20 protein-coding genes, 1 tRNA gene, 3 rRNA genes, 1 pseudogene, 1 riboswitch and 1 other annotated feature are annotated in these 23,737 nt (G+C 40.2%); of the genes and pseudogenes, 4 read left to right on the forward strand and 21 right to left on the reverse strand.

Annotated features, from left to right (window positions below; all coding sequences use genetic code 11):
• Positions 1 to 4 precede the first annotated feature (4 nt).
• From D7I46_RS09205 to rlmD, 8 genes are all read right to left on the reverse strand, one after another.
• Positions 5 to 460 carry a GNAT family N-acetyltransferase gene (locus tag D7I46_RS09205; protein WP_162930873.1) on the reverse strand — a complete coding sequence of 152 codons (456 nt, stop codon included), beginning with the start codon at positions 458 to 460 and terminating at the stop codon, positions 5 to 7.
• 66 nt (positions 461 to 526) lie between these two features.
• Positions 527 to 715 (reverse strand) — a binding site (T-box leader).
• Positions 716 to 741: 26 nt separating this feature from the next.
• Entirely contained in the window at positions 742 to 1,179 is a 438-nt protein-coding gene (locus D7I46_RS09210) for a DUF1801 domain-containing protein (protein WP_240424394.1), read from the reverse strand.
• Positions 1,179 to 1,796, reverse strand: a complete 618-nt coding sequence (locus D7I46_RS09215; protein ID WP_120772637.1) for a FusB/FusC family EF-G-binding protein — start codon at positions 1,794 to 1,796, stop codon at positions 1,179 to 1,181. The genes D7I46_RS09210 and D7I46_RS09215 overlap by 1 nt, the downstream gene beginning before the upstream one ends.
• A gap of 116 nt (positions 1,797 to 1,912) precedes the next feature.
• Positions 1,913 to 2,161: a DUF1912 family protein gene (locus D7I46_RS09220; protein WP_120772638.1), complete on the reverse strand. Its 249-nt coding sequence runs from the start codon at positions 2,159 to 2,161 to the stop codon at positions 1,913 to 1,915.
• Positions 2,162 to 2,163: 2 nt separating this feature from the next.
• Positions 2,164 to 2,517: an MmcQ/YjbR family DNA-binding protein gene (locus tag D7I46_RS09225; protein WP_120772639.1), complete on the reverse strand. Its 354-nt coding sequence runs from the start codon at positions 2,515 to 2,517 to the stop codon at positions 2,164 to 2,166.
• 3 nt (positions 2,518 to 2,520) lie between these two features.
• Positions 2,521 to 3,027, reverse strand: coding sequence for a GNAT family N-acetyltransferase (locus tag D7I46_RS09230; RefSeq protein WP_120772640.1), 507 nt, complete (start codon positions 3,025 to 3,027; stop codon positions 2,521 to 2,523).
• Positions 3,028 to 3,036: 9 nt separating this feature from the next.
• Positions 3,037 to 3,741 carry a B3/B4 domain-containing protein gene (locus D7I46_RS09235; RefSeq protein WP_120772641.1) on the reverse strand — a complete coding sequence of 235 codons (705 nt, stop codon included), beginning with the start codon at positions 3,739 to 3,741 and terminating at the stop codon, positions 3,037 to 3,039.
• A 197-nt stretch (positions 3,742 to 3,938) separates the two neighbouring features.
• Positions 3,939 to 5,474: a 23S rRNA (uracil(1939)-C(5))-methyltransferase RlmD gene (gene rlmD, locus D7I46_RS09240; protein ID WP_240424536.1), complete on the reverse strand. Its 1,536-nt coding sequence runs from the start codon at positions 5,472 to 5,474 to the stop codon at positions 3,939 to 3,941.
• A gap of 111 nt (positions 5,475 to 5,585) precedes the next feature.
• Here rlmD and recX point away from each other — a divergent pair, with 111 nt between their 5' ends.
• Positions 5,586 to 6,389: a recombination regulator RecX gene (recX, locus tag D7I46_RS09245; protein WP_120772642.1), complete on the forward strand. Its 804-nt coding sequence runs from the start codon at positions 5,586 to 5,588 to the stop codon at positions 6,387 to 6,389.
• Between the two features lie 85 nt (positions 6,390 to 6,474).
• Here the strand turns inward: recX and rrf are convergent.
• The 7 genes from rrf to gnd all read right to left on the reverse strand — a co-directional run bounded on the left by rrf (position 6,475) and on the right by gnd (position 15,902).
• Positions 6,475 to 6,589, reverse strand: a 5S ribosomal RNA gene (gene rrf, locus D7I46_RS09250).
• 83 nt (positions 6,590 to 6,672) lie between these two features.
• Positions 6,673 to 9,571: ribosomal RNA gene (locus D7I46_RS09255) — 23S ribosomal RNA — on the reverse strand.
• A 186-nt stretch (positions 9,572 to 9,757) separates the two neighbouring features.
• Positions 9,758 to 9,830: transfer RNA gene (locus D7I46_RS09260), tRNA-Ala, on the reverse strand.
• 94 nt (positions 9,831 to 9,924) lie between these two features.
• Positions 9,925 to 11,471 (reverse strand): 16S ribosomal RNA (locus D7I46_RS09265).
• Together the 16S, 23S and 5S rRNA genes with 1 tRNA gene alongside form the textbook arrangement of a ribosomal RNA operon.
• Before the next feature lie 311 nt (positions 11,472 to 11,782).
• On the reverse strand, positions 11,783 to 13,198 hold the full coding sequence (locus tag D7I46_RS09270; protein ID WP_120772643.1) for a gluconate:H+ symporter: 1,416 nt from the start codon (positions 13,196 to 13,198) through the stop codon (positions 11,783 to 11,785).
• Between the two features lie 95 nt (positions 13,199 to 13,293).
• Positions 13,294 to 14,805 (reverse strand): gluconokinase, encoded by a 1,512-nt coding sequence (gene gntK / locus D7I46_RS09275; protein WP_120772644.1) that lies wholly within the window; start codon positions 14,803 to 14,805, stop codon positions 13,294 to 13,296.
• 125 nt (positions 14,806 to 14,930) lie between these two features.
• Positions 14,931 to 15,902: a phosphogluconate dehydrogenase (NAD(+)-dependent, decarboxylating) gene (gnd, locus tag D7I46_RS09280; RefSeq protein ID WP_120772645.1), complete on the reverse strand. Its 972-nt coding sequence runs from the start codon at positions 15,900 to 15,902 to the stop codon at positions 14,931 to 14,933.
• Positions 15,903 to 16,318: 416 nt separating this feature from the next.
• Between gnd and D7I46_RS09285 the strand changes: the two genes are divergently transcribed.
• Together D7I46_RS09285 and D7I46_RS09290 are read left to right on the forward strand one after the other, a co-directional pair.
• The gene (locus D7I46_RS09285; protein WP_120772646.1) at positions 16,319 to 17,167 is read left to right on the forward strand and encodes a MurR/RpiR family transcriptional regulator; all 849 of its coding nucleotides are present in this window, start codon (positions 16,319 to 16,321) and stop codon (positions 17,165 to 17,167) included.
• A gap of 376 nt (positions 17,168 to 17,543) precedes the next feature.
• Positions 17,544 to 17,852: a DUF960 domain-containing protein gene (locus D7I46_RS09290; protein ID WP_120772647.1), complete on the forward strand. Its 309-nt coding sequence runs from the start codon at positions 17,544 to 17,546 to the stop codon at positions 17,850 to 17,852.
• 65 nt (positions 17,853 to 17,917) lie between these two features.
• Here the strand turns inward: D7I46_RS09290 and D7I46_RS09295 are convergent, their stop codons facing one another.
• The 5 genes from D7I46_RS09295 to D7I46_RS09315 all read right to left on the reverse strand — a co-directional run bounded on the left by D7I46_RS09295 (position 17,918) and on the right by D7I46_RS09315 (position 20,975).
• The gene (locus D7I46_RS09295) at positions 17,918 to 18,691 is read right to left on the reverse strand and encodes a metallophosphoesterase (RefSeq protein WP_120772648.1); all 774 of its coding nucleotides are present in this window, start codon (positions 18,689 to 18,691) and stop codon (positions 17,918 to 17,920) included.
• A gap of 163 nt (positions 18,692 to 18,854) precedes the next feature.
• Positions 18,855 to 19,100, reverse strand: coding sequence for a 30S ribosomal protein S18 (gene rpsR / locus D7I46_RS09300; protein WP_075525977.1), 246 nt, complete (start codon positions 19,098 to 19,100; stop codon positions 18,855 to 18,857).
• 76 nt (positions 19,101 to 19,176) lie between these two features.
• A complete protein-coding gene (locus tag D7I46_RS09305; RefSeq protein WP_120772649.1) occupies positions 19,177 to 19,671 on the reverse strand; it encodes a single-stranded DNA-binding protein in 495 nt (164 codons plus the stop codon).
• A gap of 24 nt (positions 19,672 to 19,695) precedes the next feature.
• On the reverse strand, positions 19,696 to 19,989 hold the full coding sequence (rpsF, locus tag D7I46_RS09310; RefSeq protein ID WP_120772650.1) for a 30S ribosomal protein S6: 294 nt from the start codon (positions 19,987 to 19,989) through the stop codon (positions 19,696 to 19,698).
• Between the two features lie 131 nt (positions 19,990 to 20,120).
• Positions 20,121 to 20,975 (reverse strand): undecaprenyl-diphosphate phosphatase, encoded by an 855-nt coding sequence (locus D7I46_RS09315; RefSeq protein ID WP_120772651.1) that lies wholly within the window; start codon positions 20,973 to 20,975, stop codon positions 20,121 to 20,123.
• Between the two features lie 420 nt (positions 20,976 to 21,395).
• Positions 21,396 to 21,572, forward strand: a riboswitch (Lysine riboswitch).
• Positions 21,573 to 21,833: 261 nt separating this feature from the next.
• Between D7I46_RS09315 and D7I46_RS09320 the strand changes: the two are divergent.
• A pseudogene (locus D7I46_RS09320) lies at positions 21,834 to 23,293 on the forward strand (amino acid permease).
• A gap of 25 nt (positions 23,294 to 23,318) precedes the next feature.
• Here the strand turns inward: D7I46_RS09320 and D7I46_RS09325 are convergent.
• The gene (locus D7I46_RS09325; protein WP_120772652.1) at positions 23,319 to 23,735 is read right to left on the reverse strand and encodes a hypothetical protein; all 417 of its coding nucleotides are present in this window, start codon (positions 23,733 to 23,735) and stop codon (positions 23,319 to 23,321) included.
• Between the last annotated feature and the right edge of the window lie 2 nt (positions 23,736 to 23,737).

Raw genomic sequence — 23,737 nt, forward strand, 5'->3', positions numbered from 1 at the left:
TCCTTTACTTTTCCAATTCATAAATACACTCTATAATATCGTTTTGTCTCACGGGCGCATAGCTAACTATGCTGTCAGTACTGACAAATCCATTTTTTTCTAAAACACGCTTGGAGGCAATGTTGTCAAAAGCAACTGAAGCGAAAATTGGACGTGCTTTTATTCTTTCTATAAGCAGCCTGACAGCTTCTGTCGTTATACCTTGGCCAGCAAATGTCCTATCTATCCAATAAGTTATTTCTGGAAGCTCATCTTGCTCATATTTCCCAACCATTCCAACGCTCTTTTCGTCCAATGTAATCATGTAAGCATTAATCGTCGAATTCTCAAGGCGTTCTTCCCAATTTTTAGAAAATTCATCAAAACTTTCTGATTTTTCTTTTGGCATAAAAGCGGCTTGAAATCGAGAAGTTTCATCAAGTTGCCATGAATAATAAACTGACAAATCTTCTTTTGTCATTATTCTTAATGAGATTTCCATATTTTACTCACTTTCCAGCAAAAAATACCGTGCACAAACATCCCAAAATAGGACGCTCACGCGCGGTACCACCTAAATTCCTGTCAGTATGCTGACAGACGCTCATTTTATTCTGTCAGCATACTGACAGCTGATTTTCCTGAAATGATGCAACCTTCACAAAGTCTGATTGATAGTTTTCAGCATCCACTATCTCTCTTTAAATCTCGCTTTGTTACTCCTCATCAAGTTGTTTTCATTTTATCAGATTTTTTTGACTTTTACAAGGTTTTTTGCGGTTTATCATTACCTGAAAATTTTCCTTTATCATGCATTAGCTCAATGCCGTGCCGAATAAAATTGTGCTTCATGACAAACTGCAGGAGCGATTTGAATTTTTCTTCATTCAAATCATAAGGCACGCGGAGCGAACCTTTGCCGACTTCAACGCCTTGGCGAATAAATGTCGTAAAATCTTCTGGCTCTAGTCCGTCTGTACCATAAATTCCGAGCCAATTTTTCTGCGCTTGAACGAGGAAAAGTTGTTGATTTGACTTCGTCGCGAGCTTTGGATAAAAGCCAGGCATATTGTAAGCCACACGCTCCTGCACTTCAGGGTAGAGGTCATTGACCAACTTTCTTGTCAGTTGTAATCTTTCTAGCTGACTGGCTGACAGACTTTCGTCAGTAAAATATTCATCAAAATCTTTTTTATCCATTATTTTTCTCTAATTATTTCTAAAAATTGGTTTAAGCCTTGGATAGACTGGATTTGTTGGTTGCATTTATCCGAGTCCAGACAAATATAAGTCCCATTTTTTGTATAAGTTCCGTCAGATCCCGTTTTCGTTACAGCGAGAAACTGCGTTACTATACTTGTCTTTTTGCAAATGGCACAAATGTTTTTCATGCTTCCTGACATCGTCCCGTAAAAACCGCGTCCATCCGCTGTCAGTATGTACTTGCGGCCGCTTGACACCTCATTCCAAGCGAAATAAGTGACCTCGCGCATATCCCAAAGTGTCGTCGCTGGAATTTTAAGTTTCTTAACTTTTTTAAAAGTTTTTCTCATTTGATTTTCAGTCATCAATGGAAATGGCTCTACCAAAGATTTCAAGTCAAGAAGTAATTTTTCAGCTTGGTCTCGTGAAAGTTTCGGACCATCAATTGCTGACAGAAAATTTTTAACTTCTGGTAAGTCTGTCAGTAACAAAATTTCACTGACAACTTGCGCGTAAACCGCACTGACAGTGGATTTATCGTTGACAGAATGGTAAATATTTACCAAGTCAAAAGTCAGTGCTTTTATTCTATTGTATTCATAAGGTTTTAACATTTTTCTTATTCCTTTCTCATATCCGCAAAGAAATAAGACTTTGCGGTAATCTAAGCGAGAGCTCTTACCCGCACTTGATTACCAGCCATAAATTCTAATTTCATTTTTAATTCTTTCTAATAAGTCTTTGTCTCAAAATCTGGCATATCGTGAAAATCTTTGCCATTTTTATAATTTTCAAATTTTCCTTGCAAGAAACGATAAGCATCCAGACGACTTTCATAGCGAATGACTGCATCTTCCGCTTCTGGTTTATGGTCTTCTTTGGCGATTTTTTTAGCTGCTTTCATCGCTAAATCTGAAATTTTTACTTGCTGTTCAATCCATTCTGAAAAGTCTTTAAGAAATTGCTGTTCATAATTCATTTTTATTTTACCTTTCTCTTAGGTTTTATTAAATCATAACTATTTTCAATCATCTTTTGGATGGTATCATCTGGAACATCTCCACCCAATCGAACATCATTCCAATGTGTTTTATTCATATGAAAGGCAGGAGTTACATCTACAAAAAATTCTCGGAGCTCTTGGGAAATTTCTGGGTTTTGCTTAAGAGCAACAATCAAATTCTCATTGCGTTCATAAATAATTGCAAAAATTTTCTTATTTTTCAAATGACGCAATACTGCATAATCAATAGCTCTGCTATTTTGACTAAATGGGAAGTCAAGATAGGTTGCGCCTAGAGACAAGCCAAGCTTGATTAATTCCTCTTTAGTCATTTTCTAATCCAATTCTAATTGATAAGCAATACGCTTGCCTTCAATAAACACAAAACCTCGTCTTATAAAACCTTCTCGCTCAAAAACATGCTGCATAACTTGATTCATCTCATGAGTATCTACTCGAAAATCATGATAATCTCGCGAATTCATCAAACTAAATATCGTTGAAAAAAGAAATCTTGTTAATTGTTGTCCACGATATTGGTCTGAAAAAGCAATACGATGAATCGTCACATAGTCTAAACTATCATTTGACCACTTTCCATCCGTAATTTCAGTATACGCTGGCTCCTCACCTGTAATTACAGCACTATAAGCTACAATCTTATCATTTACAACAAGAACATAAGCTTGATTTTTTGCCATATCATTTTCAATATCTGCTAACGCAGGATATTGTCCTTGCCATTGATCTGAACCTGACTTTTTTAGGAAACTTTTAGCTTCTGTCAGTATACTGACAATTTTTGGTAGGTCTGTCAGTACCGCTTTTCTTAAATAAATCATATTTTTCTCTTAAAGTTCTAGGTTTGGATGAGCTTTATCAACAATCCCAACTGTCGTTCTCAGTCCAAAATGCTCATTAATCAACGCTGACAGTTTTTCAGTTGCCTCATGTACTGCACTTTCTTGTTCTGCTACACAACTTTCAACAATCAGAAAAGCATTTCTTGTCTCGTCTGTTAACATCGTACGTTTCCCATCACGCCAGTTCCAACACCGACAAACTGCGCCTGCTTCATCCAAATAAGCCACTTCATCTGCAAGACAAGGCTCAGACTTTTCTTCACCAATGCCGATGAACTCTTCTCCACCACGTGCTTTAGTCAGGCGCATATCTCCAACAAATGTATCCAAATCTTCTCCACCAGCAGGAAGTCCATACATTAGGCTAATACTATTATATAAATCCACCAAAGGATTGATTGTTCCTACTTCTTTTCCTTTGCTTACGCGTTTTAGAAGATTTTCAATTGAACTGCGTGCCCCTTTTTTAGTTTTAAACTTTTTATAAGCCTCACGCCACACAGTAACAGCAGGATTTTCACTAAAAATATCCTCTTGCGTAAATTTTTCAGATTGCTCATTTGCTTTATTTAACAGTTGCAAAACTTCGTCAGGTGTTTTTCCACTATTATCAAAATTTTTTGCCAGCACAATACCAAAATGTGCATCAGGAAAAAGTTCCCAGAATTCTTTTGTTACAATAAATTTTGCCATATTTTCTTCTTTCGCTTTATCTCATTTCTTGAAAATAAACAACACAATGGAGAAAGTCCATATCCCTTACTCAATTTTTAAAATGGAGTTAATATACTTTATTTTATCATAAAAACGAGGTTTTCAGTCCCTCGTTTTCATTCGTCAGTACTGACAGAAGTTTTGTCAGCAATATTTTTGAATTCTGTCAGTAAATTTCAACGCTTATTCCCTTGTTTTCGAGTAGTGTGACCTGTTTTTCTCCCTCTGAAAGCACTTAGATTCTCATCTTTATGTTCAAATTTCACAATTTTTAATGGCTCTGGACGTTTAGTCAATTTCACCACAGCCTCCGTCCGAGCAGTATGAGGAAACATATCAACAGATTGAATATATTCTACTTTGTAGTAATTGGCAAGAACCACCAGATCTTTGGCAAGGGTTGAAACATTACAGCTCACATATACAATCCGCTCAGGTGGGAATTTCGTGATTGTCTCAAGTAAGGCATCATCAAGTCCAGTACGAGGCGGGTCAACAATCATCGCAGTTGCACGATGACCAGATTTATTCCAATTTGGAATAATCCGCTCTGCCTTACCAATCTCATAGTGACAGTTCTTCAAGCCTAGACGTTTTGCATTATTACGTGCATCAAAAATCGACTCTGGAGTAATATCCATGCCATGAACAGATTTAACTTTTTTTGCGACAGCAAAACCAATCGTACCCACACCACAATAAGCATCAATCACACGGTCATCTTTTTTCGGATGGAGCGCTTTCACAGCCTCAGCATAAAGCACATTGGCCTGCTCAGAGTTCAGCTGATAAAAAGCTCGCGGACTCAGCTCAAAATCGTAGTCCAGCACACCCTCGGTGATGGTTTCTTTTTCATTAAACAAAATTTGTGTTCGTTCACCATAAATTTCACTCGTTTTTTTCGGATGAAAATTCACTGCAACCGTTACAATCTCTTGAAATTGTTCTGTCAATGCTGACAGCATTTTATCAAATTTGACAAAGCTATTTTTCTGACGTTTTGATGGTTCTTCACGTAATTCAGGCCAAACTTGTCCATCCAAAATAATCGGTGTGGAGCTAATAAAAATAATCTGCACCTCACCAGTTTTTCGCGAACGACGCACCATTACCGTCCGAATTCCACCAATCTTACGTTCATCATAAACAGGCAAGTCAAATTTTTCAATCAAACGGCAAATTTGATTAATAATTTCTTGCGTTTTTGCATCCTGTACCAAACAATTTTCCAGATTGACCAGATGATGGGTACCTTCTTTGTAAAGTCCTGCAATTACTGTTCCATCATTGAGACGTCTCACTTGAAACTGCAACTTGTTACGATAATGCAAAGTATCTTTCATACCCAAAGTTGGACGCAAGTCATAAGATGACCAGCCCGCTGGTTTATATTTTTCCAAAGCCTGACGTAGCACATCACGTTTAAATTCTAGCTGCATCGGATAGGAGAGATGCATGATATGCGACTGACTCATCTCGTGATAAGCGCGGTCCATTGGTTTTACACGATTTGGTGATTTTTTCTTTATTTCTACCAATTTTGCTCTGCTAAAATTCCGTGCATTTTCAGTAATTTCAGCGACAATTTCTTCACCTGGTAACGCATAAGGCACGAAAACCAAGCGTCCTGATATGACTCCGATTCCCTCACCATTTATTCCCATTCGCTCAATTTCAAGCGATATTTTTTGTCCAATTTTTAAATTTATCATAGCTCTGATTATACCATAAAAACCTTGTATTTCCTGCATTTCTTCAAAAATATTTACTGACAGAAATTCTGTCAGTAACATCTGTCAGTTATTTTCGTATATAATAAGACTATGGGAAAAATTACTGAAATAAAAAAACTCAAAAAACTATATCGAATTGATTTAGAAAACTGTACCGAAGATAAAATATATGTTTGCGATGACACCATTGTTCATTTCATACTAATCACAGGCAAAACAATCACTGACGAAGAATTAATAAGCATCATAAACTTTGACCAGTTTGCGAGAGGAAAATCACTTGCCCTCTACTACATTTCTTTCAAACCCCGCACTTGCGCAGAAGTTAGAAAATATCTTTATGAACATGATATATTGGAGGAACAAGCCTCCGAGATTCTGTCAGTACTGACAGAAAATAAACTCATTGATGATAAAAACTATGCAGAAAATTTTATTCAAGGAAAAATTTCCATGTCCACCGCGGGTCCCTATCAGATTAAACAGAAATTATATCTAAAAGGAATTAATAAATCCATTATAGAGCAAGCGCTCCAAGAACTTTACACTGAAGAAAAACAGATTGACGTTGCGTACAAACTTGCAGAAAAACAAGTCCGTTCAACCGCTCATAAGCTCCCTTTGAACCAACTTAAACAAAAAATCATTCAAACCTTAACCACTAAAGGTTTCTCTTATTCTGTTAGTTCAATTGCATTAGACAGTCTAGAATTAGAGTCAGATGAAGACAATGAAATGACACTTCTCATAGGCGAATTATCCAAAGCTGATCATCGCTATTCACGAAATTACGATGGACACGAACGCGAACAAAGAATTATCCAGCATTTAGTTCGTAAAGGCTTTTCTTACACGATGATACGCTCCGCACTCCAAGATTATCCCCTCGAATAAACTAGCCTTCTAAAACGAAGGCTTTTATCTTACCTCAACCTCGTAAAAATAAAAAAAAGAAGAGCAATGCTCCCCTTCTTACTTAACTTGGCCATTAGCTTATCTCCCAGGGGCAACCCCCAAGTACTTCCGCCGTAGATGGACTTAACTGCTGTGTTCGGCATGGGAACAGGTGTATCTCCATCGCAATGATGACCAAATCATTAAATGTTACTTTGAACATTCAAAACTAAATAACAATTCTTCTAACTCCTAAACCATAAGCATTTTATATTTGACTCTCTTGGTAAAGTCCTCGAGCGATTAGTACTGGTCCGCTCCACCCCTCACAGGGCTTCCACTTCCAGCCTATCAACCAGATCATCTCTCTGGGCTCTTAATTCTTACGAATGGGAAATCTCATCTTGAGGTGGGCTTCGCACTTAGATGCTTTCAGCGCTTATCCCTTCCCTACATAGCTATCCAACCGTGCTCCTGGCGGAACAACTGGTACACCAGCGGTAGGTCCATCCCGGTCCTCTCGTACTAAGGACAGATCCTCTCAAATTTCCTACGCCCGCGACGGATAGGGACCGAACTGTCTCACGACGTTCTGAACCCAGCTCGCGTGCCGCTTTAATGGGCGAACAGCCCAACCCTTGGGACCGACTACAGCCCCAGGATGCGACGAGCCGACATCGAGGTGCCAAACCTCCCCGTCGATGTGAACTCTTGGGGGAGATAAGCCTGTTATCCCCAGGGTAGCTTTTATCCGTTGAGCGATGGCCCTTCCATGCGGTACCACCGGATCACTAAGCCCTAGTTTCCTACCTGCTCGAGTTGTAGCTCTCGCAGTCAAGCTCCCTTATACCTTTACACTCTACGATTGATTTCCAACCAATCTGAGGGAACCTTTGGGCGCCTCCGTTACTCTTTAGGAGGCGACCGCCCCAGTCAAACTGTCCGTCAGACACTGTCTCCCTGGCCGATATTGCCAGCGGGTTAGAGTAACCATAAGTCAAGGGTAGTATCCCAACAACGCCTCAATAGAAACTAGCGTCCCTATTTCAATGGCTCCTACCTATCCTGTACATGACTTACAGGTACTCAATATCAAACTACAGTAAAGCTCCATGGGGTCTTTCCGTCCTGTCGCGGGTAACCTGCATCTTCACAGGTACTAAAATTTCACCGAGTCTCTCGTTGAGACAGTGCCCAAATCATTACGCCTTTCGTGCGGGTCGGAACTTACCCGACAAGGAATTTCGCTACCTTAGGACCGTTATAGTTACGGCCGCCGTTTACTGGGGCTTCAATTCAGGGCTTCGCTTACGCTAACTCCTCCTCTTAACCTTCCAGCACCGGGCAGGCGTCACCCCCTATACATCACCTTGCGGTTTAGCAGAGAGCTGTGTTTTTGATAAACAGTTGCTTGGGCCTATTCACTGCGGCTGGCTTTTACACCAGCACCCCTTCTCCCGAAGTTACGGGGCTATTTTGCCGAGTTCCTTAACGAGAGTTCTCTCGATCACCTGAGGCTACTCGCCTCGACTACCTGTGTCGGTTTGCGGTACGGGTAGATATAATTTAACGCTAGAAGATTTTCTTGGCAGTGTGACATCAAGGAGTTCGTTTCCGTAGAAACTTCCCCATCACAGCTCAATGTTAAAGAGAAATGCATTTGACACATCTCACACCTCACTGCTTAGACCAGAATCCATTAACTGGCATCCTTTAGCCTACTGCGTCCCTCCATCACTATTATATCTAGTATAGGAATATCAACCTATTGTCCATCGACTACGCCTTTCGGCCTCGCCTTAGGTCCCGACTAACCCAGGGCGGACGAGCCTTCCCCTGGAAACCTTAGTCTTACGGTGGATAAGATTCTCACTTATCTTGCGCTACTCATACCGGCATTCTCACTTCTTAACGCTCCAGCACTCCTCACGGTATACCTTCTTCGCGGTTAAGAACGCTCTCCTACCATTGATAAAATATCAATCCAAAGCTTCGGTAATATGTTTAGCCCCGGTACATTTTCGGCGCAGGGTCACTCGACTAGTGAGCTATTACGCACTCTTTGAATGATAGCTGCTTCTGAGCTAACATCCTAGTTGTCTGTGCAACCCCACATCCTTTTCCACTTAACATATATTTTGGGACCTTAGCTGTTGGTCTGGGCTGTTTCCCTTTCGACTACGGATCTTAGCACTCGCAGTCTGACTGCCGAACATGTGTATTAGCATTCGGAGTTTATCTGAGATTGGTAATCCGAGATGGACCCCTCACCCAAACAGTGCTCTACCTCCAATACACTTACATTTCGACGCTAGCCCTAAAGCTATTTCGGAGAGAACCAGCTATCTCCCAGTTCGTTTGGAATTTCTCCGCTATCCACAAGTCATCCAAACACTTTTCAACGTGTCCTGGTTCGGGCCTCCAGTGCGTCTTACCACACCTTCACCCTGCTCATGGATAGGTCACTAGGTTTCGGGTCTACATCATGATACTAAAACGCCCTATTCAGACTCGCTTTCGCTGCGGCTCCGTCTCTTCAACTTAACCTCGCATCATAACGTAACTCGCCGGTTCATTCTACAAAAGGCACGCTCTCACCCATTAACGGGCTCGAACTTCTTGTAGGCACACGGTTTCAGGTGCTATTTCACTCCCCTTTCGGGGTTCTTTTCACCTTTCCCTCACGGTACTGGTTCACTATCGGTCACTAAGGAGTATTTAGGGTTGGGAGATGGTCCTCCCGGATTCAAACTGGATTTCGCGTGTCCAGCCCTACTCAGGATACTGCTAGGTATAAGCGCTATTTCGTCTACGGGATTATTACCCTCTTTGATTAACCTTCCCAGGTTATTCGACTATAATGCTTAAGTCCACGTTGCAGTCCTACAACCCCAAGAAGCAAGCTTCTTGGTTTGCCCTTCTTCGCGTTCGCTCGCCGCTACTTACGAAATCGTTTTTACTTTCTCTTCCTGCAGGTACTTAGATGTTTCAGTTCTCTGCGTTACCTTTACATGAGCTATGTATTCACTCATGAATAACTGCTAGTAGCAGCTGGGTTTCCCCATTCGGAAATCAACGGATCAAAGCGTACTTACAGCTCCCCGTCGCATATCGTCGTTAGTCACGTCCTTCTTCGGCTCTTAGTGCCAAGGCATCCACCGTGCGCCCTTATTAACTTTGCCATGATGATTTAAAATCATCGTTTTTCAAGTATAAGTTTGTAAATTCTTTAAAATTCACAGCTTTTCGGTTTATTTATCGTTATTAGATATTGTTATTTAGTTTTCAATGTTCAATTCTATTTTTATGTCTTCGTTGACAATAAGATAACTGAACTTTCCGCAAGCGGACCGCCCTTCCTATCTTAATGGAGCCTAGCGGGATCGAACCGCTGACCTCCTGCGTGCAAAGCAGGCGCTCTCCCAGCTGAGCTAAGGCCCCACAATCAAGAATTTGATTCTTGCTTAGGTTTATTAACTAAACCCCTCAAAACTGAATAAAGTTGAATGCTCACGTCTTTGTAACTATTCCTTAGAAAGGAGGTGATCCAGCCGCACCTTCCGATACGGCTACCTTGTTACGACTTCACCCCAGTCATCGGTCTTACCTTAGGAAGCGCCCTCCTTGCGGTTAGGCAACCTACTTCGGGTACTCCCAACTCCCGTGGTGTGACGGGCGGTGTGTACAAGGCCCGGGAACGTATTCACCGCGGCGTGCTGATCCGCGATTACTAGCGATTCCGACTTCATGTAGGCGAGTTGCAGCCTACAATCCGAACTGAGAATGGTTTTAAGAGATTAGCTAAACATCACTGTCTCGCGACTCGTTGTACCATCCATTGTAGCACGTGTGTAGCCCAGGTCATAAGGGGCATGATGATTTGACGTCATCCCCACCTTCCTCCGGTTTATCACCGGCAGTCTCACTAGAGTGCCCAACTTAATGATGGCAACTAGTAATAGGGGTTGCGCTCGTTGCGGGACTTAACCCAACATCTCACGACACGAGCTGACGACAACCATGCACCACCTGTCACCGATGTACCGAAGTAACTCCTTATCTCTAAGGATAGCATCGGGATGTCAAGACCTGGTAAGGTTCTTCGCGTTGCTTCGAATTAAACCACATGCTCCACCGCTTGTGCGGGCCCCCGTCAATTCCTTTGAGTTTCAACCTTGCGGTCGTACTCCCCAGGCGGAGTGCTTATTGCGTTAGCTGCGATACAGAAAACTTATAGCTTCCTACATCTAGCACTCATCGTTTACGGCGTGGACTACCAGGGTATCTAATCCTGTTTGCTCCCCACGCTTTCGAGCCTCAGTGTCAGTTACAGGCCAGAGAGCCGCTTTCGCCACCGGTGTTCCTCCATATATCTACGCATTTCACCGCTACACATGGAATTCCACTCTCCTCTCCTGCACTCAAGTCTACCAGTTTCCAATGCATACAATGGTTGAGCCACTGCCTTTTACACCAGACTTAATAAACCACCTGCGCTCGCTTTACGCCCAATAAATCCGGACAACGCTCGGGACCTACGTATTACCGCGGCTGCTGGCACGTAGTTAGCCGTCCCTTTCTGGTTAGATACCGTCACTGCATGGATTTTCCACTCCCACACACGTTCTTCTCTAACAACAGAGTTTTACGATCCGAAAACCTTCTTCACTCACGCGGCGTTGCTCGGTCAGACTTTCGTCCATTGCCGAAGATTCCCTACTGCTGCCTCCCGTAGGAGTTTGGGCCGTGTCTCAGTCCCAATGTGGCCGATCACCCTCTCAGGTCGGCTATGTATCATCGCCTTGGTGAGCCTTTACCTCACCAACTAGCTAATACAACGCGGGATCATCTCTGAGTGATGCTTTTGCATCTTTCAAACTTTTAACTTGTGTTTAAAGTTGTTATGCGGTATTAGCATTCGTTTCCAAATGTTGTCCCCCGCTCAAAGGCAGATTCCCCACGCGTTACTCACCCGTTCGCTGCTCTTCCAGTCGGTACAAGTACCTTCCTTCAGCGCTCAACTTGCATGTATTAGGCACGCCGCCAGCGTTCGTCCTGAGCCAGGATCAAACTCTCAAATAAAGTATTTAAGTCACCGTAGTGACTGGCTTGTCTTTCATTATTGATTGACAGATTTTTTGATGTATCTTACTACATCACATGAGTCATTCTTCTTTATTCAGTTTTCAAGGGTCTATTCGCTTGAGCGGCTTCCCTCTCTCGCGACAACTATTATATTCTATCAAACACCACTTCCTTTGTCAAGAATTTTATCACGACTTCCAGACCTTTTTTTACCTTTGTTCGTTTTCTACTCCCCTTGTATCCGCTTCATTTCATGCTACCACTAAGTTTGTGAAATTAAAAAAACAAGTCAAAATTGACTTATTTTTTTAATGAACCCAGATACTCATCAACATAACCATTCCTAAACCTACTACTGCGATAATCGTTTCCAGTACTGTCCAAGTTTTTAATGTTTGTTTTACATCTAAATCAAAGTATTCTTTGAACATCCAGAATCCTGCATCGTTCACGTGTGAAGCTGCGATTGAACCTGCCCCAATGGCAAGCACCATCAAAGCTGCCATATTTGGCGATGCGGAAGCAAGCATTGGTTGTACTAATCCTGCTGCCGTTAGTGCCGCAACTGTGGCTGAACCCAGCGCGATACGTAGAATAACTGTGATAATCCATGCTAAAAGAAGCGGAGAAAGTGACGAATCTTTGAACATTTCGGCAATTTGAGATGAGATACCACCATCAATAAGAATTTGTTTAAGCGCGGCTCCACCACCAATAACAAGCAAAAGCATTGCGATGGATTTTACAGAGTCAACAATGGAAACAGCTATTTCAGAATTTTTCTTATGTTGCATCCATCCCATCGTAATCATGGCAAAGAGGAGAGAAATAATCATGGCAGAAACTGGATTACCGATGAACATCATGATATTTTCGGTGAAACTAGACGGATAAGTCGTTGTTGTTACTACTTTTCCTGCTTTCAGAGCACTTGTGGTTACTGCTGAGAATGGCTTCCCTTGATTAGTGACAATAGAATAGATTGTGCTGATTGCCATTAGTATAACTGGCATGAGTGCAGTTAAGATTGATATTCCAAATCCTGGCGTTTCTTCCAACTTCCATTCTTTTATCTCTCCGAAGGCTGATAGTTTCTTTTTTACTACAAATGCTTCTGGAACCCATTTGCGAGCAATATTGGTAAAAACGGGACCTGCGATAATAACTGTAGGAATAGCGGCAATAATTCCATAAAGTAAGACCGTTCCTGGATTGGCACCTAACGCACCTGCAATGGCGATTGGTGCTGGGTGAGGTGGCAAAAATCCATGAGTAACAGAGAGACCTGCTGCCATTGGAATTCCAAGATAAATCAGTGGAACAGATGCTTCTAAAGCAACCGCAAATACGATAGGAATCAGAAGGACCATACCAACTTCAAAGAAGAGTGCAATACCAATGATAAAGCTGGCGACCATAATTGCCCATTGGATTCTTTTTTTGCCAAAACTGTTAATTAATGTTTTTGAAATACGATAGGCACCACCAGCATCGGCGATTAAACGCCCTAGCATTGCTCCAAATCCAAATACAATCGCCAATTCTCCGAGCGAGCCGCCTATTCCATTTTGAATTGACACAGGGATTTGCCCTAGAGGCATTCCTAATCCAAGACCAACTAAGACGGAAACGACAATCAGTGAAACGAAGGTATTAATTTTAAACTTGATAATCATCAATAAAAGAATCAATACCCCAACTAAAAGAACAAGTAAATCAAGCATCTATTTTTTCCTTTCAATAAATAAATGACGGTATAATTGTATGCTTGCGCTTACAATTAAATTAAAAGTATTGAGTATTTTTGTATTAACAAATGTTATTTATTTTCTTCAAACCGTCTCTGAAAATTTGAAATATTTTCATACTCCGATGAAAGAGAACGAGATAATCGAATAAAGATAGGTGTAATCTCACGATAAATCTCAAAAGTTTCTGAGTTGGGTTGATAAGTTTGATTGCTCCCTACCATATTATCAACAACACTTAGACTATCAATCAAACCGAGTGCCTTTTCTGCCATAACAACCGCGGCTAAACACCCCGCCTCTCGACTTTCAGGAACATTGATAGGTTGTTCAAAAATATCTGCAAGAATTTGAGTCCATAGCGGAGAAGCTGTAAAGCCTCCTGTTGCTTGAATCATATTTAAATCTCCCACAACTTCTACCAAACTCAAAGCCACCATGTAAAGATTAAACATCACACCTTCAAGAACGCTTCGAACCATATGACTTCGATTATGACCATAGTTCAAACCAAAGAACGACCCTCTAGCATTTGCATCCCATAGCGGTGCTCGCTCTCCCCCTAGATAAGGATGGAAAAGAAGACCGTCGGAACCAGGAGGGATTTTTGATGCGAGTTCTGTCACTTCATCAAAACTTAGTTTGCTATCAAAAATTTGGTCACGCGCCCAACGAAAAACATCTCCTCCTGAATTTACTGGACCACCCACAACCCAGTGATTTTTGTCTAAGGCATAAGTAAAGGTACGGCCTTTTTCATCTGTACGTGGTCGGTCGGTTACGACACGAATAGCTCCAGATGTTCCTATGGTTATCGCTGCAACACCTGGTTTAATAGCATTTACTCCTAGATTTGACAGAGGACCATCTGCTGCGCCCCAAACAAATTTTGTGTTGGATTGAATTCCCATTTTTTTTGCAAATTCGTGAGGCATATTTTCTTCAATCTCATAAGGTTCTACGACTTGAGGAAGTTGATTTTGATTTACCCCTGTCAGTTGTAGTGCTTCTTCATCCCATTTAAGTTCAAAAATATTGAATATTCCTGTACCTGAAGCTGTTGAAAGATCAATTTTATTGGTACCAAATAATCGGTAGAAAATATATCCTTTGAGTTCTAGGTAGTGACTAGCTTGCTTATAAATCTCTGGTCGCTCCGCGCGAAGCCAGAGTAATTTTGACAGAGGTGCCATAGGGTGAAGGGGAGTGCCTGTTCGTTTATAAATTTCAAACCCCTTACCTGATTCTTTGAGCTGTTCAGTATATTTAACCGCTCTAGTGTCTGCCCAAGTCATTACTCGACTAAGCGGTTTCCAATCTTTATCAAATGCAATGAGCGAATGCATTTGGGTACTGAAGGAAACCGCTAAAAGTTCATCTGCTTCCTCAAGATTAATGGATACTTCACGAATTGTGATCAGTACAGCTTCAAAGATATCTTCTAGAACTTCCTCTGCCATGCCACTTGCATCACGATAGAGCGTGTAAGCCTGACTACTACTAGCAATAATTTTCCCACTTTTTTCAAAAAGCACTGCTTTAGTGGCTGTGGTTCCTAAGTCCACGCCAATCAGATATTGCATTTTTTCTCCTTTTTTGTTCATTTTTAGTTTTGTCAGTAAATTTTTTCTGTCAGCGTACTGACAGATTTTTTCTAATACTGTTTAACTACTCCTTTAGAGATGAACTAGTATAAGCTAAAAGTAGCTTATTTTCTCTCAATATCATGCCCACCGAAACCATTACGCAATGCGGCGACAACTTTTCCTGTCATTGTATCATCTTGCAGTGATCGATTACGCATCATGAGCGATAAAGCAATAACTGGTGCTGGAACTCTTAAATCTAAACTTTCTTCGATGGTCCATTTCCCTTCACCCGAAGATTGGACACGTCCAATAATTTCATCAAGTTTTGGGTCTTTTGCAAACTGTTCTTCAGCAAGTTCCATGAGCCAACTGCGAATGACCGAGCCATGATTCCATAATTTAGCAACAGCTTCATAATCGTAGTCAAAAGGAGAAGCTTCAAGAATTTCAAAACCTTCAGCAATGGCTTGCATCATCCCATATTCAATACCATTATGAATCATTTTCAGATAATGACCACTACCAAGTTTACCTGTATAAAGATAACCGCCTTCTTGAGCAATAGCTTGGAAAATTGGCTCAATTACCTGCCACGCCTCTTTGTCATCACCGCCAATCATGAAGTTACCTCCTTGTCGTGCACCTTCCATGCCACCTGATGTCCCAGCATCAAAAAATCTAATGCCTTTTTCCGCCAGAATTTTATTTTGTAGTAGATTATCTTTATAATTGGAATTTCCACCATCAATGATGATATCTCCTACTGACAACTTTTCTGTCAGTTCATCAATCGTGGAGTTTGTCGGATGTCCAGCTGGGACCATCACCCAAATAATTTTAGGAGATACTGTCAGTTCATCACGACTCACAGGTGCTACTGAATCAGTAGATGGAGAATGAGCCTGTTCCACTGACAATTTTGTCAGTAAATCATCTATATCAAAAGCTCCTTTTACCTTACTTGAATATTGCTGAATTTCCTCAACAGCCGAGCGTTCTAGGTCATAAGCAACAACTTCCATATCATGGTCTACTGCGTTTTTAACAAGATTCATGCCCATTTTTCCCAGACCAATCATTGCAAATTTCATTTTTTCCTCCTCTAATCTTTAAGCCCAACAAAGCCGTAATGATTTCATATCTATGGCTATCCGCTTGTTACACTTATTGTGCTATTCTGGCACACTTTTGCGCTAAGAAGTTTGCGAAGCAATGTTAATTTATTGCTGCTTTTTACAACGAACGAGCCATAGTTTTAGTAAAATTACGACATGAACTTATCATTGATGTTATCGTTTTCATATGTCTGTTATTATTATACGTAATTTATTTTCATTTGTCAACAATATATTTGTAAAAAATTTTCTAATTTATATAAATACTTTTGCTGTAAGCCTCGACTAGATCTTACTGGTAATTTTCAAGAAAAGTTAAAGATGTTTTGTGGTATAATGTAATCAAATTCACTTGAGTTCATCAATCGAACTCATCTTATAGGAGGCTTGACATGGCGCGTACGCTGATTAGCCGCATCAAGAGTTATTATGACAATCTCAGCAAATCAGACCAAGCAATTTCCGACTATTTGATTGCAAATATTGACAGTGCGGCGAGACTCTCAATTCAAGATTTTGCCAAAAACACTAATGTATCTACTGCCACAATATCCAGATTTTCTAAAAAAATCGGCTTCAATTCTTTTCAAGAACTGAAACTCGCGATTCACGCTACAGATTCTGTCAGTACTGACGAATTTTTTAGTGAGCTTTCACCTGCTGACAGCTATAAGGAAATACTGACAAAAAACTTTAACGGAAACATTTCTTCATTGAATTCTACTTTAAATCTGGTAGATGAGCACAAACTCAACCAAACAATGGATATCCTACTTCGTGCAGAAACCTGTGGTTTTTTTGGTCTTGGTGGTTCAAATGCCGTTGCTCTGATTGCTTATCATAAGTTCTTACGAATGCCCTTGCAATGCGTTTATCATCAAGATTTTCATTTTCAACAAATGCAAGCCGCTAAATTGACTTCCAAAGACTGCGCTTTTGTCATCTCACATACTGGGAAAAATAAGGATACAATCCACCTTTTAGAAATTTTGAAAAGTCGTGGTGTTCCCGTCATCGCAATCACCTCTTTTGCTAGTTCACCTTTAGCAAAGGCTGCAGATATTGCTCTTATATCTATTTCAGAAGAAATTTCCTATCGTCCAGAAGCCGTGGCTTCTACCGTTTCACAAATTAGCTTACTTGATGCTCTCTTCATGATGTACGGTATGAAAATGAAAGATGTTTCCGAGAGCACTCTATCTGAAATCAGAAAAGTTATCCGCGATTCTCGTTTACCGTGAAATGACACATTATAATAGCAAGGAAACTAAACCAATTCGTTATAAAAAGCAACAGCAAATTAACGTTACTTAGCAAATTTCTTAGCGCAAGAATATGTTAGAACAGTACAATGAAGGTAACAAATATACACTATGGTAGAACATCCTGTTGAATTTTAAAGCCGAACTCTACTAGAACTATTTTAAAGCGAGTTGCTCATTTTATTAGCCGTTCTGCAATTAGTGTTCCTTTTGTCGCTAAGCAAGTATAGACTGTTTAGCAGCCTATACTAGTACGCTTTTTACAATGGTTTAGCTATAGTAAACCTCACCTCATGGAGAAATTGGCAAAAATGTTACTGATGAGGTGCACATTTCAAAGAAAGGATGTGAATTTATGGCATTTTCCAACACCAGACGTCGCTATGCTAGTTTTGATACCGTTGCGTCTATTCCCGGAGAAGTTATTGATGCTTTTTGGTACATCATTGACCATCATCTCAAAGGCGTTTTTCCCATGGAGCCTGTGATTAACTTTGATTTAGTTAATTCTCATAATTTGCTTTCTATTCGCTTTTCTCAAGACAACAGCCCGACTGTTGTAGTCATTGATTTTGATTACCCTTTTGATGCTGCTTGGCCTCGCGAATATCGCGCTGTTGACAATATGGGACGCGAAACCATCATGACCGCCAGAGAGATGTAAGCCAATAAATCACTGACCAACCTTATTTATCATTAAAAAATTCTGTCAGCGCACTGACAGAATTTTTATAATTCATAATATACAATTTCTGGTGGAACACCGAAACGAATCGGCAAAAAAGTCAGACCGATACCACAATTCACATATAACTTTGTCTTATCATTGAGCTGGTACATCCCACTATCTGCACAACTTGAACCTTTATTTCGCAAGCGCCAATTTCCCAAACGAATCTGCCCTCCATGACTATGCCCAGATAAAACCAAATCAAAATGATTCAATGTCTTCATATCTAAAACCGTATCTGGCTCATGAATCGCAAGTACCGAAAATGCCTCTATCGTCGGCAAAAGTTCAAAATCTGGTTTTCCTTCTCGCCAATCATCAACACCAGACACTGACAGATTTTTCGTCAGTACTGACGAATTTTTTAAAATCGTAAAACCTGATTTTTCCAATATTTCTTCAACAAAAACCGATGAATTTTCATCATCAAAATCGTGATTCCCAAGTACCGCAAACTTACCTAATGGCGCCGTCAGCGACGAAAACATTAGAATTAATTGATCCCAATTCTGATGCTTCGCCCAAAGAACCTTGTCAAATAAATCTCCAGAAAAAATAATTATGTCTGGATTTTCGCTTTCCATATTTCTTACAAACTTTTTAAAACGTCGAGGCGTTGTATGCCAAGTAAAGTGTGTATCTGTAAAATGAGCAACTTTTACACCCTGCTGTTGACCAAGTTCTATATGTCTCACTTTCATCAGGTGAGGCTCTATAAAAACTCCGTAAAGCAACAGAACTAAGAGTAAGGCTCCAATCGTCAATTCAACCATTTGTCCATTTTATCATAAATTTACCGACAAAAAAACTGTTCCACAATTTCAAAGATTATCATATCCCAGAAAGTTGATATCAGCTTCTATCTGTTTGCTAAAGAACTAAAGACAGATCCATAAGTAAAGAAAAAAGATTGTCTTAGACAATCTTTTATATTTTTTAGTTTTCGTCAGAAGCTACGAATGGAAGCAAAGCCATTACGCGCGCGCGTTTGATTGCTGTAACCACTTTACGTTGGTTTTTAGCTGATGTACCAGTCACGCGACGTGGCAAGATTTTTCCACGTTCTGAGATAAAACGTTTCAAAAGTTCAGTATCTTTGTAGTCAACGACTTCAATTTTATTAGCAGCGATGAAGTCAACTTTTTTACGGCGTTTGAAGCCGCCACGACGTTGTTGTGCCATTTTATTTCTCCTTATATTATTTTTTAAATGTCCTGTTAAAGTTCCAAGACGGTTGCCCTAGAGCAAAACCATCATATTAGAATGGAAGATCATCATCCGAAATTTCCATCGGTGAGCTACCAAATGGGTCAGCATCACGACCAAAATTTGGCGTTGCATTATTGTTCGTTTGAGGACGTGAATTATTTGCAGACTGACTCGGTGCAGAATATGAACCAGTAGCTGCTCCACCACTCATACCTTCACGAGCAGAACGACTTTCCAACATCTGGAAATTATCAGCTACAACCTCAGTCACGTAAACACGCTGACCTTGTTGATTTTCATAATTACGCGTTTGGATACGACCAGTAATACCGATCAAAGCCCCTTTTTTAGCCCAATTCGCCAAGTTTTCAGCTTGTTGACGCCAAATGACGCAATTGATGAAATCGGCCTCGCGCTCACCATTAGCATTCTTAAATTGACGATTAACCGCCAATGAAAAAGTAGCAACAGCCTGATTTTGTGGGGTATAACGAAGTTCAGGATCGCGGGTAATGCGTCCTACTAATACAACATTGTTAATCATGATGACCTTCTCCTATAAAGCTAGTTAAGCTTCAACTTTAACAATCATGTGACGAAGAATGTCAAGATTGATCTTAGCAAGACGGTCAAATTCGCTCAAAGCTTCTGAAGTTGTTTCAGCTTCAAGAGTTGCGATGTGGTACAAACCTTCGCGGAAATCATTGATTTCGTAAGCGAGTTTGCGTTTTTCCCAGTCTTTAGACTCAAGATTCACAGCACCGTTGTCAGTTAAGATAGCATCGAAACGTTCAACGAGGGCAGTTTTTGCTTCTTCATCAATGTTTGGACGAATAATGTAAAGAATTTCGTATTTAGTCATTGATTTTTCCTCCTTTTGGACTAATGACGCAGGTTGAGTCCTGCGTAAGTTGTGGATTTTTCCCACAGAAAGCCATTATAGCAAATTTTTTTTGATTTGACAAGATAAAATTTCCCTAACCAAGAGAGAGATTATCCAGCAATCGCCTTAACAGCAGCATAGACGAGCAATACTGCACCTAGTACAATCCTATATTTCCCAAAAAATGTGAAATCATGTTTCTTAACATAGTTCATCAAGAATTTAATCGCCAGCATTGAAACGCCAAATGCAACTAAACAAGCTAATAGTAAGACGCTGAATTGTTCAAGAGTTAATGAATTTCCATTCTTGAAAAAATGGAATATTTTGACAAGACTGGCCCCAAACATAACTGGAATCCCTAAGAAAAATGTGAACTCAGCAGCCACTTCACGACTTACTCCAATCAGCAACGCTCCAACAATTGTAGCTCCTGACCGCGATGTCCCAGGCAAAAGAGATAAAACTTGAAATAACCCGATATACAAGGCAAACCGATAAGGAAGACGGTCGATATTAAATACACTAAATTCATGATTAGGTACCCATTGACGCTCGATAACAATGAAAGCAACCCCATAAATGATTAACATAAAGGCTACAGGTACAAAGTGATAAAAATGTGCATCTAACCAATTATTAAGAGGTAGCCCAATAATTGCAGCAGGCAGTGCAGCAATCAAGACTTTTAACCATAAACGCCAGGTCAATTGTATTTCACGCGGTGTTTTTTGCTTATCTTTAGGGTTTAACTTATTGAAAGGATTCAATTTATGAAAGTACAAAACAACAACGGATAAAATCGCCCCAAGTTGAATGACTACATCAAACATTTCCTTAAATGCAGCAGATTGATTCAGTCGAATAAATTCTTCAGCAATAATCAGATGGCCCGTTGATGAAATAGGCAACCATTCAGTAATTCCCTCAATAATCCCTAAAATAATCGCACGAATAAAGTCCATATTTGGTTCTCCTAGAAGTTTTCAGCAAAATAGTCTACGAAGCTGTTTTTCCCAACTATACTTTACATCTTGGCATATATGCCAAAAATAAGCACAAAGTTGCCATTTTAGCATCTAAACTTTTGGGATAGGACGACACTCACATCTGTGATATCAGCGTGTATCCTTATTCAGCTTCACAAACTTACTGTTCATTTTTACTTAGCAGAGGATTGTCTGCTCTCTATAAAAGCAACAAGATAAGCACACCCCACTCCACTTTCGTTCTACTATAACTCATTCATTGTAAAAAACAAGATGAGTTTTATTCCATAAGTATATCATAAAATCAAAACCAATAAACTTAAAAACTCAACTCACCTTACCACTTTTTGTTTTGCTCTTGACATCACAATAAAAAAAAGTTATCATTTTGTGTAACACATCGATAGAGGTCGCGACTGATATGAGTTTATGCCGAGCTGGAGCACAGCTAAGACGCATAAATAATGAGAAGTCGCCGAAAGGTTTTTGACGCTCATCAAAAATCTTGGGCTAGTGGGAAACACTCACTAGACTGTCGCCATGACATAGACATGGTGGGGGGCTATTCGTTCAAGAAATTTTAAAAATTTTTCGTACGTTTAGCAATCTCTTTTGTAGATTGCTTTTTTCTTGTTTTCATTGGTTTATCAAGCGATGTTACTATTGAAAACAAGCAAACTCAGATGTATAATAGTCCTGCTTTGATATTTGCTTGGCATGGACTGTCATTGGTTTATTAATCTACTTTTTGAGGTAATTCTAGTTACGACATTAGCAGAAAATTAGCATCTCTTTGCTAATTAAACCATAGAATAAAATTTTTAGGAGAGAGTTTTGGAAAATTCTTTAAACACTAAAACCCAAGTTAAGCGTGGTTTAAAATCGCGTCACATCTCAATGATTGCTCTTGGGGAACTATTGGTACAGGTTTGTTTTTAACCTCTGGTGACGTTATTCACACGGCCGGACCATTTGGAGCCTTAACAGCTTATGTACTGATTGGATTGATGGTCTATTTTCTCATGACGTCCCTTGGAGAAATGGCAACTTATTTGCCAACTTCTGGATCTTTTTCTGATTACGGAACACGTTATGTTGACCCTGCATTTGGGTTTGCACTTGGATGGAACTACTGGTTAAACTGGGCAATTACTGTTGCCGTTGATTTGACTGCCGTTGCACTTTGCATGAAGTTTTGGCTACCCAATGTACCAAGCTGGGTCTTTTCATTAATTGCCCTTGTTATTGTTTTTTCGATTAATGCATTATCTGTTAAAACCTTTGGTGAAACTGAATATTGGTTATCTGCCATTAAAATCACGGTTGTCATCATTTTCTTGATTGTTGGTTTCTTGTCTATTTTTGGAATCATGGGCGGGCATATTGATGTAGCAAAAAATCTGTCCGTTGGTAATCATGGTTTCGTGGGTGGTCTAGGAAGTTTCACTACTGGTGGAGGAATACTTGGTGTACTTTTAGTTGCTGGTTTCTCATTTCAAGGAACAGAGTTACTTGGTATTACTGCTGGGGAAACTGAAAACCCAGATAAATCTATCCCCAAAGCTATGAATTCTATCTTCTGGCGTATCCTTATTTTCTATATTTTATCCATTTTTGTGATGGCTGCAATCATTCCATTTACCGACCCTCACTTAGTCGGAGGTGATTCTGCTGCCCAAAGTCCTTTCACCATTGTCTTCCAACGTGTAGGATTGTCTATCGCTGCTAGTGTTATGAACGCTGTGGTTTTGACTTCTGTCATCTCAGCGGCAAATTCTGGAATGTATGCTTCTACTCGGATGCTCTACTCTCTTGCTAAAGATGGTGGGGCGCCAAAAATCTTCTCAAAAACGTCTAAAAATGGTATCCCTTTTATCGCTTTACTTTCTACAACTGCAATCGCACTTCTAACTTTCTTGACTTCAATTTATGGTGTTAGCTTTTTCACATTTCTTGTATCAGCTTCTGGTTTGACTGGTTTTATTGCTTGGATTGGGATTGCCATTAGTCATTTCCGTTTCCGTCGTGCTTATGTTGCACAAGGTAAAGAGGTCAAAAAGCTCCCCTATCTTGCTAAACTTTTCCCATTCGGTCCTATTTTAGCTTTGATTATGACTATTTTAGTAACCCTAGGTCAGGACCCTATGTTACTTTTTGGAAAATCATGGATACAGGGTGTCATTATGTATGCCGCAATCCCTCTCTTCATTGCCCTTTATCTCGGATATAAGATTAAAAATAAGACGAAACTTATTCCACTTAAGGATGTAGATTTGAGTCGCCATAAAGATTAATATAAAAACCGCTTATTGGCGGTTTTTATATTTCTATAACTTTCAAGTCCCGTTGGAATTTTCTCTCTGAGTAGACCTCCAGCGCACCATCTGGCGCTTTTACAAGGTATTCTCCTATCTTACCAAATGCTGGAATCCGAACTTGGTTTACAACAAGGTAAATCACATCAGCATAGGCGTTTTTCATCTTATTAGGGGAGATATAAAGCCCAATCCAGTCCAAGCTCTCTAACTCATCGCCAATACTTGTATGCGTTGTTAGAGTATTTTTTATCATTCCTTGTTTCTCCAGCTTACGTTTTTCCACAATATCCATAACAAGTTGACCACTCCACGAAAGTTGCTCCCTCTTAAATGCTTCAATGACCCATTGTTCACCTTGAGGTATGTCTGTACTGATTTTCCAAAAATCAATGATGGTATTCCCTAATTTCGCTTGCATTA

The sequence above is a fragment of the Lactococcus allomyrinae genome (assembly GCF_003627095.1).
Taxonomy (GTDB): domain Bacteria; phylum Bacillota; class Bacilli; order Lactobacillales; family Streptococcaceae; genus Lactococcus; species Lactococcus allomyrinae.